General features: G+C 38.8%; 21 protein-coding genes and 3 tRNA genes. 19 read left to right on the plus strand and 5 right to left on the minus strand.

Annotation, left to right across the window (positions count from 1 at the left end; translation table 11 throughout):
• Window positions 1-144 precede the first annotated feature (144 nt).
• From yabP to MHB65_RS00435, 4 genes are all read left to right on the plus strand, one after another.
• Entirely contained in the window at window positions 145-444 is a 300-nt protein-coding gene (yabP, locus tag MHB65_RS00420; protein ID WP_004229167.1) for a sporulation protein YabP, read from the plus strand.
• The gene (gene yabQ / locus MHB65_RS00425) at window positions 441-932 is read left to right on the plus strand and encodes a spore cortex biosynthesis protein YabQ (protein ID WP_205446365.1); all 492 of its coding nucleotides are present in this window, start codon (window positions 441-443) and stop codon (window positions 930-932) included. Before yabP ends, yabQ begins: the two co-directional genes overlap by 4 nt.
• A gap of 17 nt (window positions 933-949) precedes the next feature.
• Window positions 950-1,354 (plus strand): septum formation initiator family protein, encoded by a 405-nt coding sequence (locus MHB65_RS00430; RefSeq protein ID WP_342442137.1) that lies wholly within the window; start codon window positions 950-952, stop codon window positions 1,352-1,354.
• A gap of 134 nt (window positions 1,355-1,488) precedes the next feature.
• The gene (locus MHB65_RS00435) at window positions 1,489-1,917 is read left to right on the plus strand and encodes a S1 domain-containing RNA-binding protein (protein ID WP_004229154.1); all 429 of its coding nucleotides are present in this window, start codon (window positions 1,489-1,491) and stop codon (window positions 1,915-1,917) included.
• 86 nt (window positions 1,918-2,003) lie between these two features.
• Here MHB65_RS00435 and MHB65_RS00440 read toward each other — a convergent pair whose 3' ends face one another.
• The 4 genes from MHB65_RS00440 to MHB65_RS00455 form a co-directional block, all read right to left on the minus strand.
• Window positions 2,004-2,255, minus strand: a complete 252-nt coding sequence (locus tag MHB65_RS00440; RefSeq protein WP_205446366.1) for a hypothetical protein — start codon at window positions 2,253-2,255, stop codon at window positions 2,004-2,006.
• Between the two features lie 153 nt (window positions 2,256-2,408).
• Window positions 2,409-2,480 (minus strand) — tRNA-Glu (locus tag MHB65_RS00445).
• Window positions 2,481-2,484: 4 nt separating this feature from the next.
• Window positions 2,485-2,561, minus strand: a tRNA-Met gene (locus MHB65_RS00450).
• An 11-nt stretch (window positions 2,562-2,572) separates the two neighbouring features.
• Window positions 2,573-2,647: transfer RNA gene (locus MHB65_RS00455), tRNA-Gly, on the minus strand.
• A 419-nt stretch (window positions 2,648-3,066) separates the two neighbouring features.
• On the opposite strand from MHB65_RS00455, the gene MHB65_RS00460 reads away from it, so the two are divergent.
• From MHB65_RS00460 to cysK, 9 genes are all read left to right on the plus strand, one after another.
• The gene (locus MHB65_RS00460) at window positions 3,067-5,460 is read left to right on the plus strand and encodes a SpoIIE family protein phosphatase (RefSeq protein WP_342442138.1); all 2,394 of its coding nucleotides are present in this window, start codon (window positions 3,067-3,069) and stop codon (window positions 5,458-5,460) included.
• A 29-nt stretch (window positions 5,461-5,489) separates the two neighbouring features.
• On the plus strand, window positions 5,490-6,896 hold the full coding sequence (gene tilS / locus MHB65_RS00465; RefSeq protein WP_342442139.1) for a tRNA lysidine(34) synthetase TilS: 1,407 nt from the start codon (window positions 5,490-5,492) through the stop codon (window positions 6,894-6,896).
• 67 nt (window positions 6,897-6,963) lie between these two features.
• Window positions 6,964-7,506 carry a hypoxanthine phosphoribosyltransferase gene (gene hpt, locus MHB65_RS00470; RefSeq protein ID WP_205446369.1) on the plus strand — a complete coding sequence of 181 codons (543 nt, stop codon included), beginning with the start codon at window positions 6,964-6,966 and terminating at the stop codon, window positions 7,504-7,506.
• 277 nt (window positions 7,507-7,783) lie between these two features.
• Window positions 7,784-9,811 carry an ATP-dependent zinc metalloprotease FtsH gene (ftsH, locus tag MHB65_RS00475; RefSeq protein ID WP_342442140.1) on the plus strand — a complete coding sequence of 676 codons (2,028 nt, stop codon included), beginning with the start codon at window positions 7,784-7,786 and terminating at the stop codon, window positions 9,809-9,811.
• A gap of 150 nt (window positions 9,812-9,961) precedes the next feature.
• Entirely contained in the window at window positions 9,962-10,795 is an 834-nt protein-coding gene (locus MHB65_RS00480) for an aldo/keto reductase (protein ID WP_342442141.1), read from the plus strand.
• 225 nt (window positions 10,796-11,020) lie between these two features.
• On the plus strand, window positions 11,021-11,788 hold the full coding sequence (locus MHB65_RS00485) for a type III pantothenate kinase (protein ID WP_342442142.1): 768 nt from the start codon (window positions 11,021-11,023) through the stop codon (window positions 11,786-11,788).
• A 21-nt stretch (window positions 11,789-11,809) separates the two neighbouring features.
• A complete protein-coding gene (hslO, locus tag MHB65_RS00490; RefSeq protein ID WP_205446373.1) occupies window positions 11,810-12,691 on the plus strand; it encodes an Hsp33 family molecular chaperone HslO in 882 nt (293 codons plus the stop codon).
• Window positions 12,675-13,646, plus strand: a complete 972-nt coding sequence (locus tag MHB65_RS00495) for a peptidyl-prolyl cis-trans isomerase (protein WP_205446374.1) — start codon at window positions 12,675-12,677, stop codon at window positions 13,644-13,646. Before hslO ends, MHB65_RS00495 begins: the two co-directional genes overlap by 17 nt.
• A gap of 248 nt (window positions 13,647-13,894) precedes the next feature.
• Window positions 13,895-14,824 carry a cysteine synthase A gene (cysK, locus tag MHB65_RS00500; RefSeq protein WP_205446375.1) on the plus strand — a complete coding sequence of 310 codons (930 nt, stop codon included), beginning with the start codon at window positions 13,895-13,897 and terminating at the stop codon, window positions 14,822-14,824.
• Between the two features lie 911 nt (window positions 14,825-15,735).
• Here cysK and MHB65_RS00505 read toward each other — a convergent pair.
• Window positions 15,736-16,959: an IS110 family transposase gene (locus MHB65_RS00505; RefSeq protein ID WP_342442143.1), complete on the minus strand. Its 1,224-nt coding sequence runs from the start codon at window positions 16,957-16,959 to the stop codon at window positions 15,736-15,738.
• 327 nt (window positions 16,960-17,286) lie between these two features.
• On the opposite strand from MHB65_RS00505, the gene pabB reads away from it, so the two are divergent.
• Genes pabB through folK form a run of 6 tightly spaced genes read left to right on the plus strand, consistent with a single transcriptional unit; the run spans window position 17,287 to window position 21,879 of the window.
• The gene (gene pabB, locus MHB65_RS00510; protein ID WP_342442144.1) at window positions 17,287-18,717 is read left to right on the plus strand and encodes an aminodeoxychorismate synthase, component I; all 1,431 of its coding nucleotides are present in this window, start codon (window positions 17,287-17,289) and stop codon (window positions 18,715-18,717) included.
• On the plus strand, window positions 18,714-19,295 hold the full coding sequence (gene pabA, locus MHB65_RS00515; RefSeq protein ID WP_205446377.1) for an aminodeoxychorismate/anthranilate synthase component II: 582 nt from the start codon (window positions 18,714-18,716) through the stop codon (window positions 19,293-19,295). The genes pabB and pabA overlap by 4 nt, the downstream gene beginning before the upstream one ends.
• Window positions 19,296-20,135, plus strand: a complete 840-nt coding sequence (gene pabC / locus MHB65_RS00520) for an aminodeoxychorismate lyase (RefSeq protein ID WP_342442145.1) — start codon at window positions 19,296-19,298, stop codon at window positions 20,133-20,135.
• A 12-nt stretch (window positions 20,136-20,147) separates the two neighbouring features.
• A complete protein-coding gene (gene folP, locus MHB65_RS00525; RefSeq protein ID WP_342442146.1) occupies window positions 20,148-21,002 on the plus strand; it encodes a dihydropteroate synthase in 855 nt (284 codons plus the stop codon).
• Entirely contained in the window at window positions 21,002-21,367 is a 366-nt protein-coding gene (gene folB / locus MHB65_RS00530; protein WP_342442147.1) for a dihydroneopterin aldolase, read from the plus strand. Before folP ends, folB begins: the two co-directional genes overlap by 1 nt.
• Window positions 21,367-21,879 carry a 2-amino-4-hydroxy-6-hydroxymethyldihydropteridine diphosphokinase gene (gene folK, locus MHB65_RS00535; protein WP_342442148.1) on the plus strand — a complete coding sequence of 171 codons (513 nt, stop codon included), beginning with the start codon at window positions 21,367-21,369 and terminating at the stop codon, window positions 21,877-21,879. The genes folB and folK overlap by 1 nt, the downstream gene beginning before the upstream one ends.
• The last annotated feature ends 86 nt before the right edge of the window (window positions 21,880-21,965 follow it).

Raw genomic sequence — 21,965 nt, forward strand, 5'->3', positions numbered from 1 at the left:
TAAATTTAAATTCTAGCCCTCCTAATGTTGTCCCACCTTTCTTTTTGTGGGTGAAAGTATTATACAACTTAAATAAAGTTGTCATGCTTTGAAGGTTGTCCGCATAAAGTGAACAGAAGCTAGGACGACTAAAGGAGGAAAAAAATGACGCTACATCAAGAAAGTAATCGTTACACAATTCCATCTGGAGAGCATATTTTAACGATTCGTAATCGTAAAAGAATGGACATGACTTCTGTAAAATCAATTGAACGCTTTGATCAGGAAGAGTTTTTCATTAAGACGTCCCAAGGGCACTTGTTAATCCGTGGAGAGGAACTGCATATCGTTCATTTAGATGTTGACAAAGGATTATTGACGCTTGAAGGAACTGTAAAAACCTTACAGTATGACGAGGAGGAAAGTGGCTTCTCGAAAGGTTTCCTTCATAAGTTATTTGGATGATTGTCAGTGAACAATTTTACCAATTAATTGTCATGGTTTTGAGCGGTATAGCAGTTGGTTTCATAATTGATAGTATAAGGCTCATTGTTTTTTCAACTCCAAAAAGGTCAAGCCTTCGAAAGTGGATGATGGTTGTTGAGTTAATAGCATGGATTCTACTTGGAGGATTGACATACTATTTATTATTTTGGCTAAAAGATGGCGCTTGGCGGGCTTATGACCCGCTAGCGCAAATAGCCGGAATTTTTTTGTATCAAACGTTTTTTCAAACCTTTTTACGTTTCGTTGCTAGAATTTTGGTGAATATAACATGGAGACCCTTCTGGTTCATTGTACGCTTCATAGTTACTGTTATTCGACAAATTTTGCAATTATTCATAAATATTGTTATGTTTGTTATAAGACCTTTTGTCAAAATTTATTCGTATTTGTCCTACACTTTTTTAAAAAAATTACGATATTTGAAGTATAATAAAAAGCAACAATAATTTTCGGAGGTGCGGGCATGACTAGACGTCATTCATCAAATGATGAATCACAAAACTTCACGAAGCTTGATAATGACTATGTCCGTAACACGGATAGAGCTATAAATCGCAAACAACAGGCTCGAAAACGTAAAATACGTCGTATTGTCTTTTTTGCGATTGTACCAGTCATTATTATTGCTCTTCTCTTAAATGTGCTGTCACATCAAAATGAAACATTAGCAGCAAAAGAGAAATCCAAGGAAGAAGCGAATCAGCATCTCACTGAATTGAAAGAAGAACAAGATACATTAAATCTTAAAATCAAACAATTACAGGATGATGAATATATCGCAAAGCTATTAAGAAAAGAGTACTACTTATCGGAAAAAGGTGAGATTATTTTCATAATTCCAGATAAGGAAGATAAAAAAGACGACTGAAAAGCTATGTATTGTTGACACTCTTTTATTGTTATATATAATGAAAAGAGAAGCTTATTGCAGTAAAAAGTTTGATTAAATTGATTACATGGCTCAAAAGAGTCGCTTAATTTTTAAGGAGGAGCATTTTTTTTATGTCAATTGAAGTAGGCAGCAAGGTACAAGGTAAAGTAACAGGAATCACAAATTTTGGAGCATTCGTTGAGCTGCCAGATGGCAAAACAGGCTTAGTTCACATTAGTGAAGTTGCTGACAATTATGTAAAAGATATCAATGAGCATCTAAAAGTTGGAGATGAAGTTGAAGTAAAAGTGATGAATGTTGAAGCGGACGGAAAGATTGGTCTTTCAATCCGTAAAGCAAAGCCTCAAGCTGAGAGACCAGAGCGTCCAGCACGCCCACGTCGTGATAATCGTTCTAATGATCGCAACGAACGCCACCAGCCAAAAGAAAATTTTGAGCAAAAAATGGCACGCTTCTTAAAAGATAGTGATGAACGTCTAGCAACACTTAAACGTGCTACAGAATCAAAACGCGGAGGTCGCGGAGCTAGAAGAGGGTAGTTTGCTGACTGTTTTAATCGTAGAAAAAGTGTATGAAATAGAGTTGGGAGTAGCTTTTTAAAAAGCTACTCCCTTTTTTAATGTACCTACAAAGTAGAAGAAGGTCTCTTTTTCTTTTTTGTGGGTGTTATCATTTTTTCATCTGAAGGACCTATGGATTCTTTCTTCACTGGATGGATTACCATTTTGACAAGTAAAGAAACACCATATACACTCACAGCTAGTCCACAAAGCAATAGGATTATTTGAACAAAAAACGGTAAGTTTATTAGAATTGAAATAAGAATAATCATTGAGCCACTTCCGCAAATTAAAGCAGCCTTTGTTAATGCACTCAAGGGAATTAAACCTCCTAAAAACACTCTTTTTACTAGTATGCCATATTTTTATACTCCGTCACATAGCTTTAGTTGAGCTGACGGATAGAATTATCTGATGGGTAAAATAAAAATAGGCATCTCAGAACTAGATTCTGAGATGCCTATTTGAGATGACCCGTACGGGATTCGAACCCGTGTTACCGCCGTGAAAGGGCGGTGTCTTAACCACTTGACCAACGGGCCTATATGGTGGCGGCCGAGGGGATCGAACCCCCGACCTTACGGGTATGAACCGTACGCTCTAGCCAGCTGAGCTAGGCCGCCAAATTTATAAATGGAGCGGAAGACGAGGTTCGAACTCGCGACCCCCACCTTGGCAAGGTGGTGTTCTACCACTGAACTACTTCCGCATGTCGTTTAAGCAACAAGTTAAATAATACAAGCCAATCGTGCTAGTGTCAAGTAGGTTTATTAAAAAATATTTAAAGATATTTCAGGAGAATGAACATAGCAGGATATTTTAGCGGATTTTTAGTTCTTACGTAGAAATGTATCGGGGGGAATAGCTGAATAAAGGCACTAATAGTACGCAAAATCCCTTCAAATTAGGGTTTAAGACCAATAGTAAGTGATTATTATTTTGCTTCAATAAATAGATTTTTCAATATTTTTTTTGATTAACAGCCTTTTACTAAAGAAATTGTTGCCAGTTCTCGTATTTATGAATAGCTATTAGTCGAAATATTTATATTTTTTTATGTCAACGTCAGACAATCTTTCCACACATAATTTTTTATAATAACCAAAAGTGCGGAAAGGGGATAGTTAAATGACAAGTATTGAATGGTATAATACAACGAATGTAGATGACCAAAAAATAGGTTTGAAAAAGAAGCAGATCCTAATAGGCTCTCTCTTTTTTTTAACAGCCTTTTTCTTGGCTCAATCTGTTGTATTTGAAGCGGCTGTACCGTTCTCAGTTCCTTTTTGGGCCATTATCCGAACGAAATATAGGGAGTATGCCAAATTTGTTTTATTTGGGAGTTTAGCGGGTTGCTTTTTTCTGGGCTTTGGACAAGTCCTTATTCTCGCTTTACAAATCATCCTGTATGAATGTATTATGCGTTTCCGTTACTGGCAACTGCCCCAAAGTATTGCGGTGTCTTTAGCTGTATTACTGGTACAAATAATGTGGCAAGGAGTGATGTATCAAGGCTTACCACCAGTGCTTGTACAATTTTATGTGGGCTGTGAAGCAGCTTTAGCTCTTATTATGACATTGTTTATGCAGGTACTATTTGTTAACTCGTATGAATGGTTTACGACGCATTGGACATATGAAAAGCTAGGTTCAGGATTAGTCGTCTTTGCAGCCATGCTTACCGGGATGCAAGCAGTTGTAATTAGCTATTTTTCACTCCCTATTTTTTTACTGCAGCTCTTTATCTGTTTTGGTGCATTGGTTGGAAGTGTTCCGTTAGCAACTGTTATTGGAGCAGTACTAGGGACTCTTATCGGTGTGGCCAAGCTTTCGTTTACGGGTATGCTCTCGGTTGCTACCTTAACAGGATTGTGTGCGGGTATGGGAGCGAAAGGTGGTAGATTTGGCGTTGCTATCGGTAGTATTTTACCGAGTGTATTTTTTCTATTTTATGACGCCACATTGCCTTTAGATAGTGTATATTTCACCTCAATTGCCATTGGGAGTATTCTATTTCTAACAATTCCAAAGAAATATTCAGATAAGGTAAGGGACAAGCTCTTTCCACAACGAGAGGAGATTTTACTAGCCCGACAGAATTGGTTAACGGAACATGTAACGTATAAATTAGAGCACTTTCAGCATTTTGTGCAATTCATGAAGGAGCTTGTGTTTGATCGCTTTATGACGGCACCAGTAGAAGCTGCAAAGGAAGTAGCGCCAATGAATACTTGTTTAAGTTGTTTCCGTTACGATCATTGCTGGGGAGCGCAAAATAATGGTATGGACAAGCTGATGACAGATTGGTTTCATATGAAAGGAGTAGGAAAGGAATCAGCTATTCATCGTGTAGAAGAACAAATACGCTATAAATGCGTGAAATCCACGAAAATTTTTGAGGAATTAGATACAGAGCTCTATAGAGAACGCATTAACGGGCAATATTTCCATGGTAAAAAAATGATTGCCTTACAACTTCGAGATATGAGTAATCATTTGAATCAGTTAATTGCTGAGATGAAGGAGGATACAATTTCTTTTGTAAGTGTTGAAAAGGACATTGTTGAACGCTTAAAGGAGGCCAATATTGAATGTTTTCAACTTGATGTCCTAAGCAATAAGCCGGGGGCAAGAAAGATCGTTTGTGCCTTAGCACCAGCACGTGTCAATTGGGAGAAAGATACGACATTAGCTGAACGTATGATTCTGCCGATTCTTTATGAAATTTTTGATGAACCTTTTGAAATTGAAAAAGTAGTAGCCTGTGAAATACCGTTTCGTCATGTTCAAATATGCTTTAGATCAGCTATTAGCTTTGAAGTAGAGTATGATATATATAGCATGTCTAAAGATGCAACATTATACTCGGGTGATTCTCATGCCCTTTTCCAATTGCATCCTGGATTATTTGCAATTTTGCTGTCTGATGGTATGGGGCAAAGTAAAGAAGCACAACATGAAAGTAGAAAATTGATCCATTTGATGCGAGAGTGTCTAAATTACAATATGAATCCAGAAACTGCGATGCATACGCTCCATTATGTCATGGCTTTAAAGCAACAAGATGATATGTATGCAACTCTTGATTTTGCACTTGTCGATTTACAGCACGGCGATTTGTGGTCGTGGAAGGCTGGTGGAATGTCAACCTACATTTTACGTGGTAAAGAGGTACTGAAAGTTGAAAGTAATGCAGCACCTGTAGGATTCCTATCTATTTCAACAGTTGAAGCTGAAAAAAGAAAACTAAAGGCAGGAGACGTTATTTTAATGCATTCAGACGGCCTGTTCTCAAGTGTAGCTGATTGGGATGAACAAGAGGAGACATTTTTAGCTTTTGCACAGCAGGTAGCAAGTACAAATAAAACCATTCAAGAAAAGCTAACAACCATTATGCAATCATTCCAAGGTTATTTTGAAATAGAAGATGACTGTACAGTATTAATGTTAGAGGTGACGCATGTTGTACCGACATGGGCTGTTTTTAGGCCAGCTCAGTATTCTATGAGTAAATCATCATAAAATAACAACGAAAAGGGGAGGAGAAGCGTTTGTCATTTGAATTAAAGGTCAAAACATTTATTGAAGAAGAGCAATTATTACAGCAAGGCGACCATCTTCTCATCGCCGTTTCGGGTGGGGTAGACTCTATGGCTTTACTTCATTACTTTGTTCAAACACAGGAGCAGTGGAACATTCGGGTGGAGGCTGTACATGTTGATCATATGTTGAGAGGGGAAGCCTCTGCTGAGGATAGAGCTTTTGTTCAAAAATATTGTGACGATAATGGTGTTTACTTACATGCTACGGAAATTCCAATACCAGCAATTATGGCACAGGAAAACGGTAATACACAGTTAATTTGTCGTAGGGAAAGGTATCGATATTTCAAAGAAGTTTTGCAAAAAACAAATGCTAATAAGCTTGTAACTGCACATCATGCGGATGACCAACTGGAATCAGTATTAATGGCCCTTACAAAAAATGCAACAATGAATAGTATGCAAGGCATACGTCCACAAAGACTTTTTGAAGGAAAATCATTAATTCGTCCGTTTTTAACGGTTACAAAGTCTGAAATAGGGGAATATTTACTTAGAAAAGGTTTGGATTATCGAGAAGATGCAAGCAATTCCAAAGATACCTATGTACGCAATCGTTTTAGACATCATGTGGTACCATTACTGGAGGCAGAAAATCCGCGAGTGACTGAACAGGTGACCCATTTCACAAAGCAATTGCAAGAAGACGATACCTTTTTAATGACATTGGCCCAAGATGTATTTTCCCAAATTATCATAAGAAGTAACGAAAATACATATAGCATGGAAATTGAGGCTTTTCAATTGGTACCACTTGCTTTACAAAGGAGGCTCATTTTAATACTATTAAACTATCTTTACAAAGATTCAAATACGATACAAAGTTATGCCTTATTGACTTCAATTTTAAAGCTTTGTGATACAACAGCAGGGTATGCTGAAATTCACTTACCTGAAGGTTTTCTAGCAGTTCGCCGTTATGGGAAATTAACGATTCAGAAAAATGAGCCGTTAGAAGGCCGAGCTTCCCCTGAAAACCAGGTTATTTCGACTGCTAATGGCTGGACAACACTGACAAATGGTGAGCGCTTACGCGTAGTCAATTTGCATGATTTATCGTCTGAATTGCTGACGGATACTGCACAACTTTTTTATTTTAACGCTAGCAAACTCCACCTACCGCTCTATGTTCGGGCACGCAGGGATGGAGATAGAATGCTGTTAAAAGGAATGGATCAGCCAAAACGCTTATCTCGCCTTTTTATAGATGAAAAGATTCCTTTAAATGAGCGAAATAGCTGGCCGTTACTGATTTCTCAATCTGATGAGGTGGTAGCGGTAATTGGTGTGCGTATGGGAATATTTTTTTCAACCACTCCGCAACCAAACGATGATACAGTGCTCATCGTAGACTAAGGTCTTTGTAAAATATTTCAACGTAATAGGTTGAAGATTTTTTGATACATCACGAGGAGGAATCGATATGTTACAAAACGACATCGAAAAAATTATGATTACAGAAGAACAATTGCAAGAAAGAATTGCAGACTTAGGCGCGCAATTAACAGAGGAATACAAAGATGCATTTCCATTAGCTGTTGGCGTTCTTAAAGGGGCAATGCCATTTATGACGGACCTAATGAAACGTTTCGATTCTTTCATCGAACTGGATTTCATGGATGTCTCTAGCTATGGTAATGCTACCGTGTCATCAGGTGAAGTAAAGATTTTAAAGGATTTGAATACAAGCGTTGAGGGACGTGACGTATTAATTATCGAGGACATTATTGATAGTGGTTTAACTTTAAGCTATCTAGTAGATTTATTTAAATACCGCAAAGCAAAGTCCATTAAAATTGTTACATTACTTGATAAACCATCAGGTCGAAAAGTGAATTTATCTGCTGACTATGTTGGTTTTAAAGTGCCAGATGGCTTTGTTGTAGGATATGGCTTAGATTACGCTGAGAAATATCGTAACTTACCTTATATCGGTATTTTGAAGCCTGAGGTATATTCTTTCTAAGATACAAAAGCTATAACAAGTAAAGGTCTCCAGCGCAAGTCATGTATTTTTTGTTATGTTTAACATAATTCAAAATCTTGACACAATGTTCAGCTATATCGAGCCCGAGGAACAGGTACAATTACGCTGGGACATATAAAGATGGCCTAAAAACTGTTGTGATAACGGCAATAAGTGAACGAAACATTTTTTAAGTAGGGCTTTTCGTTGTATGATGAAATCATGATATGTTAAGATTTTACTTATAATTTTTCTGTTTGTAATGAGGAGGCTGGAGATGAATCGAATATTTCGATATACCATATTCTATCTACTGATTTTCCTAGTGATTATCGGTATTTTTGGTACTTTCAATGGTGGGAATTCACCAACGAAAGAATTAACTTATCATGAGTTTCAAGAAGCTCTAGATAAGAAAGAAATAACAAGTGCTACAATTCAACCTGATAAATCAGTTTACGTCGTTGAAGGAACACTGAAGGGGTATGAAAAAGGGGAAAGCTTTACTACAAACATCCCTCGTGAAAACCAATCTTTAATGGACCGCATCGATGAGGCTGCTAAGGATAAAAATAGTAATATTAGTTTTTTAGCAGCACCAGAAACTAGTGGATGGATTCAATTCTTTACAGGAATTATTCCTTTCATTATCATCATTTTCTTATTCTTCTTCCTAATGAGCCAATCTCAAGGTGGCGGTAATAAAGTGATGAGCTTTGGTAAAAGTAAGGCTAAACTGTATGATGATCAAAAGAAAAAAGTACGTTTTACAGATGTAGCAGGTGCTGATGAAGAGAAAGCAGAGCTTGTTGAGGTGGTAGAATTCTTAAAAGACCACCGCAAATTCACTGAAATCGGTGCCCGTATTCCAAAGGGTATCTTACTTGTAGGTCCTCCAGGTACAGGTAAAACATTACTTGCACGAGCAGTAGCAGGTGAAGCAGGCGTTCCATTCTTCTCTATCTCAGGTTCTGACTTCGTAGAAATGTTTGTCGGTGTTGGGGCTTCACGTGTTCGAGATCTATTTGAAAATGCTAAGAAAAATGCTCCATGTATCATCTTTATCGATGAGATTGATGCAGTAGGTCGTCAACGTGGTGCTGGTCTCGGTGGAGGCCATGATGAGCGTGAACAAACATTAAACCAGTTATTAGTTGAAATGGATGGTTTCGGTGCCAATGAAGGAATTATTATCATTGCCGCAACAAACCGCCCAGATATTTTAGATAAAGCATTATTACGTCCAGGTCGTTTTGACCGTCAAATTACAGTAGGGCATCCTGATGTAAAAGGACGTGAGGCAATTCTTAAAGTACATGCACGCAATAAGCCTTTAGCAGATACAGTTGATTTAGCAGCAGTTGCTCAACGTACACCAGGTTTCTCAGGTGCGGACTTAGAAAACTTACTAAACGAAGCAGCGCTTGTAGCAGCTCGAAAAAGTAAACGTACTATTAATATGACAGATATCGATGAGGCATCAGACCGAGTAATCGCTGGTCCTGCAAAAGCTAGTCGCGTATATTCAGCCAAAGAGAAGAAACTGGTATCCTTCCATGAAGCTGGCCACGTAGTTGTTGGTCTTGAACTAGATGAGGCTGATACAGTACACAAAGTAACAATTGTTCCTCGTGGGCAAGCGGGCGGATATGCGATTATGTTACCAAAGGAAGAGCGCTTCTTTACTACAAAGCAAGAGCTTTTAGATCGTATTGCAGGTCTTCTTGGTGGTCGTGTAGCTGAAGAAATTGTTCTTGGTGAAGTTTCTACGGGAGCTCATAACGATTTCCAAAAGGTTACAAGCATTGCCCGTGCTATGGTTACTGAATACGGAATGAGTGAGAATCTTGGAGCAATGCAATTTGGCTCAAGTCAAGGCGGTAATGTATTCCTTGGCCGTGACTTTAATTCTGACCAAAACTATTCTGATTCAATAGCCTATGAAATTGATAAAGAAATGCAAAAAATTATTGATACACAGTATGAGCGTACTAAACGTATCCTTACGGAAAAACGCCATCTGCTTGATTTAATTGCCAATACGCTAATGAAAAAAGAAACATTAAATGCACAGGAAATTGAGCATTTACGTGATCATGGTGTATTACCTGAACCAGAGGCTGTAGAACAAATTGAGGACAATACTCCAAAGATTGAAGCAAAGCCAACATTAGATACAATTGGTGAACCTGTTGTTGAAAAAGAGCTACTAAGTAAAGAGCCAAATCCAACAACTTTGGATCTAGCAAAAGAACGTAAAGAACCAAATGATGCACCTAAGGGTATCGATGAAAAACGTGATTAAAAATAGAGAAGACTGTTTACTAGTTCAGTAAGCAGTCTTTTTCTTTGCCTTTTCTTGCTAATAAGCATTAGGATATAGTAGTAAAAAAGACAAGCTGCATTTAGGATAGATGTGGTATTTGTGAGCTAAAACAGATAGGAGTGTTTAAACATGGGAAATGTTGCGTTGAATAATGGTCTTAAAATGCCTTTGGTTGGTTATGGTGTTTTTCGAGTACCTGAAGGAGATGACCTAGCGGAAGCAGTAAAAACAGCGATTGCAAAAGGTTATCGTAGTATTGATACAGCACAAGTATATCGTAACGAAGAAAGTGTTGGGCGAGGAATACGAGCAGCCATTGAAGAAGGCTTAGTAACTCGTGAAGAACTATTTATCACATCAAAAGTTTGGAACGATGGACTTTCCTATGAAGAAACACTTGCCGCATACGATAGCAGTTTGGAGAAAATAGGATTAGACTATTTGGATTTATATTTAGTACATTGGCCAGGCATAGACCAAAATTATCTTGAGGTTTACAAAGCGCTAGAAAAGATTTATCAAGATGGTCGAGTACGCTCAATTGGTGTTAGTAATTTCCATTTACACCATTTAGAAAGCCTTTTGAAGGAAACGACTGTTGTCCCTGTTATTAATCAAATCGAATTCCATCCACATTTAACACAGGGGGAAGTTCGTGCTTATTGCCAGGATAAGGGCATACAGGTGGAGGCGTGGTCTCCATTGATGAATGGATCTCTACTGGAAGAAGCGGTGATTCAAGAGCTAGCCGCTAAATATGGTAAAACGCCTGCACAGATTGTATTACGCTATGATGTGCAACATAATGTTGTCACGATTCCAAAAACGATGACACCTGCACGTATGACTGAAAACCTAGATGTTTTTGACTTTGCGTTAACTGAGCAGGAAATGACACAGTTGGATGCAATGAACGATGGCTTGCGTTGTGGTCCAGATCCAGAAAAATTTAATTTCAAATGATTTCAAGAGAGGCTGCCAATTTTAGGGGCCTCTTTTTAAAGAAAGCATGAAAAATCTTCTCCAGCCTGTAGCTGCCACTTCGCCTACGGTACAAACAACATCTGCTGAATCAAGATAAAAAGTATGGTATCATTTTCTAAAGTGTTTTAACTTCATTTCAGTTAGATAGAAAGTTGTAACATGAGGATTGGGAAAGTTACAATGGCGATATGGGAGGTGTCAGTTTTGATTTTAGTTTTAGATGCAGGGAATTCAAATATTGTATTAGGTGTCTATGATGACAACGATCAATTAGCCTTCCATTGGCGTATGGTGACGGATCTTCATAAAACAGAAGATGAATATGCCATGCAAGTTCTTTCATTTTTTAATCATGCAGGCATTTCGTTTGAACAAATAACAGGCATTATTATATCCTCAGTTGTGCCACCAATTATGTTTTCGTTAGAGGCGATGTGTCAAAAGTATTTTCGAAAAAAGCCTTTAGTAGTAGGACCAGGTGTGAAAACGGGTTTAAATATTAAATACGAAAATCCTCGCGAGGTTGGGTCTGACCGCATTGTGAATGCCATAGCAGCTCTAGATTTATATAAGGCCCCTTGTATCATAGTTGATTTTGGTACAGCAACAACCTATTGTTATTTGAACGAAAAGGGCGATTATATGGGTGGTGCTATTGCGCCAGGCATCACTATCTCTACAGAGGCTCTTTATACTCAGGCTGCAAGATTGCCGCGTATTGAAATCGTTCGACCTACACATATAGTGGGAAAAACGACCGTTTCTGCTATGCAGGCAGGAATTTTTTATGGCTTTGTTGGACAAGTAGAGGGCATTGTTAATCGTATGAAAGCACAAAGTAAAGAGGAGCCATTAGTAATTGCTACAGGTGGTTTAGCAAATCTAATCGCAGGGGAGACACAAATTATAGATGTTGTAGATCCATTTTTAACGTTAAAGGGTTTATATAAGCTCTATAAACGTAACCAATAGGAAATGAGGGACATTCCATTTATGAATGATTATTTAGTAAGAGGTTTAGGATTTAATGGGCAAGTTCGTGTGTTTGCAGCTCGTACAACAGCCACAGTAGGAGAAGTGCAACGCCGTCACGATACATGGCCAGTTGTATCAGCAGCTTTAGGTCGTTCAATGACAGCGGCTGTTATGATGGGAGCCATGTTAAAAGGTGAAGAGAAAATCACGATTAAAATTGAGGGCAACGGCCCAATTGGCCCAATGGTAATTGATAGTAATGCGCATGGAGAAGTGCGTGGATTTGTGACAAATCCTCATGTACACTTTGATTTAAACGAGCAAGGTAAGTTAGATGTTCGAGCAGGCGTTGGAACAGAAGGAGCTCTTACAATCGTTAAAGACCTTGGTTTGAGAGATATGTTTTCAGGACAAACACCAATTGTTTCTGGCGAAATTGCTGAAGATTTTACTTATTATTTTGCTACATCTGAGCAAGTACCATCATCCGTCGGTTTAGGCGTATTAGTTAATCCAGACAACACTATTCTTGCAGCAGGCGGATTTATACTTCAATTAATGCCAGGCTGTGAGGAAGAAACAATTACTGAAATTGAACAACATCTTGCTACAATAGAGCCTGTTTCAAAAATGATTGAAAAAGGTTTTACACCAGAGCAAATTTTAGAAGCTGTATTAGGCAATGGACATCTACAAATTTTAGATTCCATGCCAGTTGAATTTAAATGTCAATGTTCAAAAGAGCGGTTTGGTGCGGCAATTTTAGGTCTAGGAACAGCAGAAATTAGAGAAATGATTGATGAGGATGGCGGTGCAGAAGCACAATGTCACTTCTGCTTAGAGACATACAGCTTTTCTAAAGATGAGCTAGAAGGGTTTATCGATGAGCTCAACGCGTAATCGGCGACCTTCAACCAATGTAACACCAAACCAAACTCCTTTATTGCAACGTCGTTTAAAGACAAAACCTGCTTTAGCTGTCATAGCCGTTTTGTTATTAGGAAATATTTTATGGTTCATTAGTTGGTTGATCCCGAACAAAGGTCAAGAAATTGGTAGCGACGAACAAGTCGCTGCCATTGACGGGGATGTTATCACACGCCAAGAGTGGATGATTGCCATGGAAGAACGATATGGTAAAGAAACACTGCAAAATTTAGTGAATGAAACAGTAATGGAAAAGGCAGCAAAAACATATAAAATTAAAGTTACTGATCAGGAAATTGATCTTGAACTAGCGTTAATGCGATCTGCTCAAGATAAGTTTGATACAGCCATGCAAAATCTTTCGGCAGAGCAACTACGCCAAAAGATCCGTTCACAGCTTATATTGGATAAGGTACTCACGAAAGACGTAGTGATAGAGGAAGAAAGCGTTGAAAAGTATTATGAGGAAAATCAAGGATTATATAATACAAAAACAAGCTATCGTACGAATTTTATTGAGGTCGATTCAAAAAAAGCTGCTGATGAGGCATTGGGTGAATTAAAAAATGGCTCTGACTTTACAGTGCTGGCACGAGAAATCTCTGTTGATAGTGCTTCAGCAAGTTTAGGAGGAGATATTGGTTTTCTTACAGAGAATCAGGAAAATCTAGACCCTGCAATTATTAATGCTGTGAAATCGATAAAGGCAAATGAGGTAAGTAAAGCCTTTAAGTTAGATAATGGTCATTATGGCATTGTTCAAGTGCAAGAGGTATTAGAAGGACAATCCTTTACATATGACGATGTGAAAGAACATATTGAGCGTGAATTAGCTTTAGAGCAATTGCCGCAATCTGTTACGCCAGAAGCATTTTGGTCTGAATTTAATGCTACTTGGTATTATGGAGAGTCTAAAAAAGAAAAATAATACATGAAAGAGTCTGCAGGTTTTGCGGGGTAAAATGAGTCTGATCAAACTTACAGGCATTCGTAGTGATTTACCCAATAGATGCAGATTCTTTTTCTTTAGCCTATGATAAAGTTTTTCCTTTTCAACGCAATGATAAATATTCTGAAAATATATGCTTTATTTATTGACAATCGAATGGAAAAATTGATAAAATACAAAATAAGTAAAACCTATAAAAATAGTAGGGATTGGGAGTGGATTAGTAAATGAGTAGATTAGCAAATTCGGTAGCTGAATTAGTTGGTAAAACACCAATTGTAAAATTAAATCATGCAACAAGTGAAAATGAAGGTACTGTGTATGTAAAATTAGAATATTTTAATCCAGGAAGCTCAGTAAAAGACCGCTTAGCTTTAGCGATGATCGAAGCTGCGGAAAAAGACGGGACATTAAAACCTGGTGGTACAATTATTGAGCCGACATCTGGTAATACAGGTATTGGTCTTGCAATGATTGCTGCTGCTAAAGGTTATAAAGCCATTTTAGTTATGCCAGAAACAATGAGCTTAGAGCGTCGTAATTTATTGCGTGCGTATGGTGCAGAGCTTGTGTTAACGCCTGGTCCAGCGGGTATGAAGGGGGCAATCGCTAAAGCAGAAGAACTATCTGCAGAGCATGGCTACTTCCTGCCACAACAGTTTACGAATCCAGCGAACGCGGTAATTCACCGTCTAACAACAGGTCCTGAAATTGTAGAAGCATTTGATGGCCTAACACTTGATGCATTTGTAGCGGGTGTTGGTACAGGTGGTACAATCACTGGTGCGGGTGCTGTCTTAAAAGAAAAGTATCCAAGCATTGAAATCATTGCTGTTGAGCCAAAAGATTCACCAGTTCTTTCTGGTGGTCAACCAGGGCCACATAAAATTCAAGGAATTGGCGCTGGATTTGTACCAGCCGTTTTAGATACGGAAGTCTATTCTTCAGTATTCCCTGTTGAAAATGAGGTTGCTTTTGAAGTAGCACGTAAAGTAGCACGTGAAGAAGGAATCCTATGTGGTATTTCATCTGGTGCTGCAATCTATGCTGCAATTGAAGCAGCAAAACGTTTAGGTAAGGGTTCGAATGTTCTTGCTATTGTGCCTTCTAACGGTGAGCGTTACCTATCAACACCTTTATATCAATTTGAAGACTAATTAAAGTTTTTTATGTAAGGGCTCCTTTATAAAAGGAGTCCTTGTTGTTGAAAAAAGGTGATGTCAACGGCAGAAAAAGCAATTTTACAAGGCGAGGGGTTGATTTCCGTTCCGCCAGCGTCCTTTCCAGGGGGCGTCCGATGAGCCGCTTCCCTCACTAGCGTTCGCTCCAGGGTCTCCTCTGTGACGCTAAATCCCCTAGGAGTGACGCTGGCTCCACTCCAATCAACCATTCTGTAAAAGTGTCTTTCCCTCTTTCATACTAGTAGTAGTGAACAAAATAGCCCACTATTTGTCTTATTAGAGAGAGGAGAGGCACTTATTTTTAATGTGGAGCAGTGATGCGTGACAACACCCCTTCATAAAGAGTAGTGAACATCTTCACTTTATTTAAAAACCTTTGCTAAAAAGGTAACACTTTTGTGGATTGGAGTGGAGGGCTACTTGACTCCCGTGAGATAGCGAGACAGGCAAAACTCTAAACGAAGCGGTAGCGGAGGAAGCAATTCGGCGCTCGCCCATAGGAAAGCAAGTAGCCTGCAACGGAAATCCATTTCTACCTTTCAATGGACTATTTTGTTTTTCAACACTAAGAGGCTGGGACAAAACTCGATTATATTGAAAAATAATAAAAATGGTTATTAGCTTTTTCACTTTAAGAAGTTAAATATGCCTTCCTAAATCAAAAAAATGTTAGACCAATTATATCTTGGTCTAACATTTTTTCTTTTTGTCCCAGCCTCTTTCTTACGATTAGTCAACTTTATTTAATGAATAATTTATATTTTTATGAGTGTGAAGTGGTGAGGGATATCCCTCATCACTTCACACTCATTTTTAGATACGCCAAAAAGACCTGACGATTTTTATTTTTTTCGAAAGGTCATTATGATATAGTTCTATGTAGGTGATTACGATTTCTGAGCTGGTAGTGCGGACTCATAATCGTAAAGAATGCCACGCGTCAGTAACTGAAATGTCACTTTCAGAAACTTATTGATGCAGGCGATGATCGCAACCTTATGAGGCTTCCTCTGAGGTTGCTTTTTTAATTTGTAGTAATAGTCCACAAAATGATTCGGTTTTCCTTTAGCCATAAGCATTGCGCACACCATAAAATATAAAATCTTTCGTAAATGTTTGTTTCCTCGTTTATTAATTCTGTCTCGATATTGCATATTCCCAGACTGGTACCGCATAATATCAATGCCTGCGTAAGCGTTCAGTTGTTTCGCATTTTGAAAGCGGTGGATGTCACCAATCTCTCCAATTAATCGGCACGCCGTTGAATCGCCAATTCCAGGAATCGATCGAAATACTAGATATTCTTTTCGTCCTTCCGACAATTCCACCATCTGTTTCACAAGCGTATCTTTCTTCTCTTGTAAATCCGCAATGCGAGCTGCGTAATCTCGTGCTTGATCACAACGAATATCTGTTGGTTTAATCGCGGGGTAACTATTTTCAGCTGCTTCTAATAATGTAATAGCTTTAGCCTCCGCACGCATTAGCGAGAGGTTTTTTCGCGTATTGGCCTTTAAACGATTTTTAATCATCGTTTTTGAATGGGCTTGTAAAAGTGCGGGGTGTGGATAGAGTTGTACAATATTTAAAAATAGTGCTGAACTCGGTGTAATCAGCTTTTCTAATTCTGGAAAACTCAGCTGTAAAATGGCATGCATTCTACTTTTGAGTAAAATGATTTCTTCATCAATTTCATCGTAGTAACGAGTCAGTGCACGCATCTGTTCATAATAATCGTCTTGTATGTACGTTATTTCGCGTTCCATTTTAAAATGAGTCTTCGCAAGTTCATGGGCATCACTAATATCGGTTTTATGACGACGCATCGTTGCCATCTGTAAATTCGCTTCAAGTGGATTCATGCGGCAGTATGCGTAGCCGTAATCTTTGAAAAATGCTTCGATAGGTTTTGAATAGGTACCTGTTGCTTCAAATACGATAGCTGGTGCTTGTCCATCTTGTTTTGACATCTCTACTATTCGTTCGTTTAATCGCTCAAAATCACCGCGTGTATGAAGTAGCACACCTTCGAATTCACATTGGCGGTGACCATCATAAATCGCAACAGTACTTTTTCCTTTACTGACATCTAACGCAATGACATGTTTCATCTCATTCTTCTCCTTTTGACCAATCATAGAAGCCTTCACAGTACCTTATTGATTCCACTTTCTTATACACGATCTCTTAGGACCCAACATACTAAACTGATTCCTCTAAGGGTATGAAGTTAGCCGGTTTTATATACGGACTCACAAATGGTCCCAGAGGCTGGTCGACTTTTCTTCACTTCTACAATAAAAAATAGTAGCACAAACCATGGCCTTGGTTTGTACTACTAATGTTAGTATGTTTTTAATGCAAAAAAATGGACACTATGAAAATTATAAAAATATTCGCTTCTATGTAATAATCAAGTTAAGATGGAATCACATCATATGTTTAAAGGGGAAAATAACTTGAAGACAATACTTACGAAAACATTAACGATGGATGCAGATTCATTTTTTTATAGCTATAAAAAGCAGACAGAGACTCAGCAAGCACATGTGTTTTTAGAAAGTGGACGTGGTGGACATTTTTCAATAGCTGCGTGGAATCCATTAGTTACCGCACAATCAGTAGAGGGTGGGCTTTTAGTAAATTGGAGAAATGGTAGACAAGAAGTTTTACAAGGTGAGTCCCTCGACTTATTGGAAGAGCTTGTGGCGGAATATCGGGTTACTTATAATGCAGAGCTTCCTGTTTTTCAGGGAGGGGCTATTGGATTCGTTGCGTATGATTATGCCCGTAAAATTGAGGAGCTTCCTAATACGGCAATAGATGACCTACAAGTACCAGATATCTATTATTATATTTTTGATTGTTGGGCAGTACATGATGTGAAAACAAATACAGTGACACTTATGAAGCTAGAAGATAATGAGGTCAACTTGGAAGAATGGGCTAACAACTGGCATGTTGCAGCACAGGCTGGATTAGGCGCGCGCAAATTTGAAAAAACAAATGCTACAGAAGTTATGAATGATGAGAACGAATTACTTGTTTCATTTGCAGGAGCTGATTTCGAGGCAGCGGTTAAAAAAATACAAACGTATATCGCGCAAGGTGATGTCTTTCAGGTGAATTTATCTGTTCGTCAGTCTAAGAACCTAAATGCAACTGCAATGGATGTCTATGAGGCACTTCGAGCGTTTAATCCGTCACCATATATGGCTTATATTGAAGCACCTGATTTTGCTGTTGTTTCTGGATCACCAGAATTATTAGTCAAGCGTCAAGGCAATGAGTTGTCGACGAGACCAATTGCGGGTACTCGACCAAGAGGAAAATCCGAAGTGGAAGATTTAGCATTGGCTCAGGAGTTAATTGATAATGAAAAAGAGCGTGCTGAGCATGTAATGTTAGTGGATTTAGAGCGTAATGATTTAGGCCGAGTATCGACCTATGGAACAGTGGAAGTGGATGAGTTTATGGTCATTGAGCGCTATTCACATGTTATGCACATCGTTTCAAATGTGCGAGGAGAAATAGCAGAAGGCAAAACGAATGCAGATGTTATTCGTGCAATGTTCCCAGGTGGGACAATTACGGGAGCGCCAAAGATCCGCACTATGGAAATTATTGAAGAATTGGAGCCTGTACGACGTGGTTTATATACAGGCTCAATCGGCTGGCTAGGCTTTACCGGTGATATGGAGTTTAATATTGTGATCCGTACAGCATTTATAAAAGATGGGGTTGCGCATATTCAGGCTGGCGCAGGCATTGTCATTGACTCTGTTCCCGAAAGAGAGTATCAGGAATCTTTAAACAAAGCGAAGGCAATGTGGCAGGCGAAGGCAATGGCAGAGGAGCGAGCAAAATGATTTTAATGATCGACAATTATGATTCATTTATTTATAACATCGTCCAATATTTGGGTGAATTTGGTCATGAGATAGTTGTGAAACGTAATGATGTTATGACAGTAGAGGAAATAGAACAACTTGCACCTGATATGATTGTTATTTCTCCAGGACCTTGTAGTCCGAATGAGGCGGGTGAAAGCCTGAACATTATTAAATATTTCGCGGGAAATATTCCGATTTTAGGGGTTTGCCTTGGACATCAGGCACTTGCACAGGTATTTGGTGGCAATGTCATACGAGCGGAACGTCTAATGCATGGTAAGACATCACCCGTGCTGCATGCAGAAGTAGGTTTGCATAAAGGTATGCCAAATCCATTCCAAGCAACTCGCTATCACTCTCTTATTGTAGAAAAGGAGACATTACCAGCGTGTCTAGAAGTAACAGCTTGGACAGAAGAGGGAGAAATTATGGGTCTTCGTCATAAGGAATATCCAATTGAGGGTGTACAATATCATCCAGAATCCATTATGACGGAGCAAGGGAAAAAACTTCTTCGCCAATTTATAGAGATGTATGTAGAAGGAGTGAAATAGATGCAGTGCTGGATGAATGGAAACTATATGGCGGCCCAGGATTTGCGAATTTCGCCATTTGATCATGGGTTTTTATACGGTTTGGGATTTTTTGAAACGTTCCGAACATATAGGGGTCAGGTATTCTGCTGGGAAGAACATATGGAAAGATTACAGCATGCTTTATCACAATATCACATTCATTTAACCTATTCTGAAAATGTATTACTTGAGGTTGTACAACAACTAAATCAACTGGCAGGCGGTCAGGATGGCTACTTCCGTTTAAATGTATCCGCTGGAGAGCATAATATTGGATTACAGCCAACAGAATATAGGCAACCCAATGTCATCATTTTTCGCAAGGAACTTCAGGACACACCGCGTGGTACTGAAAAGATTGCACAATGGCTTACTACAACACGCAATACACCTGAACAAGGGGTACGAGTTAAATCACATCATTATGGCAACAACGTACTTGGTCGCTTTGAAATACCATCACTGGCCAAACAAGAAGGTTTCTTTTTAACGGAACAAGGCTATGTGGCTGAAGGTGTGACATCAAATGTTTTTTGGGTAAAAAATGATATACTATATACGCCTTCCTTGGAGACAGGTATTTTACCAGGGATTATTCGTGCATGGGTTATAGAGAAGGCCAATGTGCTAGATATCGAAGTACAGCAAGGCTTTTATACAAAAGAAGACTTACTACAAAGTGCGGAATGCTTCATTACCAATTCAGTACAAGAGCTTGTGCCTATTAGTAGCTTGGAGAACCAGCGATTTTTTGGCAATAAAGGACCTATTTATTCGCTTTTGCATGGGGCATTTATTCAAGAAGTGGAGCAAGGATAAAGGAGCGTTTACATGCTAGAAAAATATACGAAACCATTAACGATTAATGGTATTACATTAGACTATACACAAGAAACATTTGTTATGGGGATTCTAAATGTTACACCAGACTCCTTCTCTGATGGAGGAAAGTATAACAATGTGGTGGCTGCTGTTGCTCAAGCGAAAAAAATGGTAGCTGAAGGAGCAAAAATCATTGATGTAGGTGGGGAATCTACACGTCCAGGGTATGAACGAATTTCAGATGAAGAAGAAATTGCACGCATTGTGCCTGTTATTCAAGCATTGGCAAAAGAAGTAAAGGCCGTTATTTCTGTTGATACGTATAAAGCAAGTGTAGCGCGTGCTGCAATTGAAGCGGGCGCACATATCATCAATGATATTTGGGGAGCGAAAGCAGAACCAGAAATTGCTCAGGTGGCTGCAGATTTACATGTTCCTATCATTTTAATGCATAATCGTGAAAATATGGATTATGGCATTGATTTTTGGACGACTGCAAAGGCAGATTTAGAAAAAAGTATTGCCATCGCACAGCAAGCTGGAGTCCCTGATCATCATATCATCTTAGATCCAGGTATTGGCTTTGCTAAAAATACTGCACAAAATATAGCTATGATGCAACACTTAACGGAATTAGTGGCTATGGGCTATCCGGTATTATTAGCAACATCACGTAAATCAATGATTGGTAATGTTTTAAAGCTACCTGTTGAGGAGCGTCTTGAAGGGACAAGTGCAACGGTGGCTTATGGAATTGAAAAGGGCTGTCATATGATCAGAGTTCACGATGTAAAGGAAATGGCGCGTACAACACATATGGCGGATGTATTAGTGGGTAAACGTTTGTTTAAGGAGGAAGCTTGATGGATTATATTCATTTAAAGGACATGCAGTTTTATGGCTATCATGGTGTGTTAGCCGCGGAAACGACTCTAGGTCAACGCTTCCGAGCAAATGTTTCGCTTGCAGTAGATATGACAAAAGCTGGGGAAACGGATGATCTTTCTTATACAGTTAATTATGCAGAGGTATATGCGTTATGTCGTGATATTGTAGAAGGCGAACCGTTTAAGCTTATTGAGGCTCTTGTTGTGAAAATAGCGAATGTAATTTTAGCAACCTATCCGGATAAAGTAGAGGGCGTTCGTGTAGAGCTCATTAAACCAGACCCACCCATTCATGGTTATTACAAAGAGGTCTCTGTTGAGGTAACGAGAGGTGATTTCTAATGAAGGATGTCTATTTATCTATCGGAACAAATATGGGAGAGAGATATGAAAATCTTCAGCACGCAGTAGCCCTTTTAAAGGAAAAGAAGGAAATTGAGCTAATCCGTGTTTCATCTGTTTATGAAACAGCAGCTGTAGGTTACACGGACCAGGCAGATTTTTTAAATATAGCTGTTCATCTAAAAACAGATATATCGTCTACTGAGATGTTGAAGATTTGCCAAGCAATCGAACAGGAATTAGGGCGTGTAAGAGAATTCCGCTGGGGCCCACGGGTTATTGACCTTGACATTTTACTTTACAATCAAGAGAATATTGAAACGGAGAACTTAATTGTTCCTCATCCAAGAATGTATGAGCGAGCATTCGTCCTAGTACCACTTGTAGAGATTACACCATCACCACTGGATGAACAGCTACAACAAGCGCATGTTCTGTTACAGCAAATGGATTGTGAAAAGGAAGGCGTGATCTTCTGGAAACTTTTTAATGAACCTTCAACGGTGAATTAAGTAATGGTGTAGGAATGAATTATCAGCGTATAGCATTAACGATAGCTAGAGAAAAATAGGTAAAGCCTATAGAGGAGGAAGAAAAA

Source organism: Lysinibacillus sp. FSL K6-0075, from assembly GCF_038592945.1.
In the GTDB taxonomy this organism is placed as follows: domain Bacteria; phylum Bacillota; class Bacilli; order Bacillales_A; family Planococcaceae; genus Lysinibacillus; species Lysinibacillus fusiformis_F.

Bases quoted from the DNA above. Each gene is read 5' to 3' on its own strand.
- folK (WP_342442148.1), top strand. From the start codon at position 21,367: ATGAAGGATGTCTATTTATCTATCGGAACAAATATGGGAGAGAGATAT.
- folB (WP_342442147.1), top strand. From the start codon at position 21,002: ATGGATTATATTCATTTAAAGGACATGCAGTTTTATGGCTATCATGGT.
- pabB (WP_342442144.1), top strand. From the start codon at position 17,287: ATGTTTAAAGGGGAAAATAACTTGAAGACAATACTTACGAAAACATTA.
- MHB65_RS00495 (WP_205446374.1), top strand. From the start codon at position 12,675: ATGAGCTCAACGCGTAATCGGCGACCTTCAACCAATGTAACACCAAAC.
- hpt (WP_205446369.1), top strand. From the start codon at position 6,964: ATGTTACAAAACGACATCGAAAAAATTATGATTACAGAAGAACAATTG.
- MHB65_RS00460 (WP_342442138.1), top strand. From the start codon at position 3,067: ATGACAAGTATTGAATGGTATAATACAACGAATGTAGATGACCAAAAA.
- pabC (WP_342442145.1), top strand. From the start codon at position 19,296: ATGCAGTGCTGGATGAATGGAAACTATATGGCGGCCCAGGATTTGCGA.
- cysK (WP_205446375.1), top strand. From the start codon at position 13,895: ATGAGTAGATTAGCAAATTCGGTAGCTGAATTAGTTGGTAAAACACCA.
- MHB65_RS00480 (WP_342442141.1), top strand. From the start codon at position 9,962: ATGGGAAATGTTGCGTTGAATAATGGTCTTAAAATGCCTTTGGTTGGT.
- yabP (WP_004229167.1), top strand. From the start codon at position 145: ATGACGCTACATCAAGAAAGTAATCGTTACACAATTCCATCTGGAGAG.
- MHB65_RS00435 (WP_004229154.1), top strand. From the start codon at position 1,489: ATGTCAATTGAAGTAGGCAGCAAGGTACAAGGTAAAGTAACAGGAATC.
- folP (WP_342442146.1), top strand. From the start codon at position 20,148: ATGCTAGAAAAATATACGAAACCATTAACGATTAATGGTATTACATTA.
- yabQ (WP_205446365.1), top strand. From the start codon at position 441: ATGATTGTCAGTGAACAATTTTACCAATTAATTGTCATGGTTTTGAGC.
- ftsH (WP_342442140.1), top strand. From the start codon at position 7,784: ATGAATCGAATATTTCGATATACCATATTCTATCTACTGATTTTCCTA.
- MHB65_RS00505 (WP_342442143.1), bottom strand. From the start codon at position 16,959: ATGAAACATGTCATTGCGTTAGATGTCAGTAAAGGAAAAAGTACTGTT.
- hslO (WP_205446373.1), top strand. From the start codon at position 11,810: ATGAATGATTATTTAGTAAGAGGTTTAGGATTTAATGGGCAAGTTCGT.
- pabA (WP_205446377.1), top strand. From the start codon at position 18,714: ATGATTTTAATGATCGACAATTATGATTCATTTATTTATAACATCGTC.
- MHB65_RS00430 (WP_342442137.1), top strand. From the start codon at position 950: ATGACTAGACGTCATTCATCAAATGATGAATCACAAAACTTCACGAAG.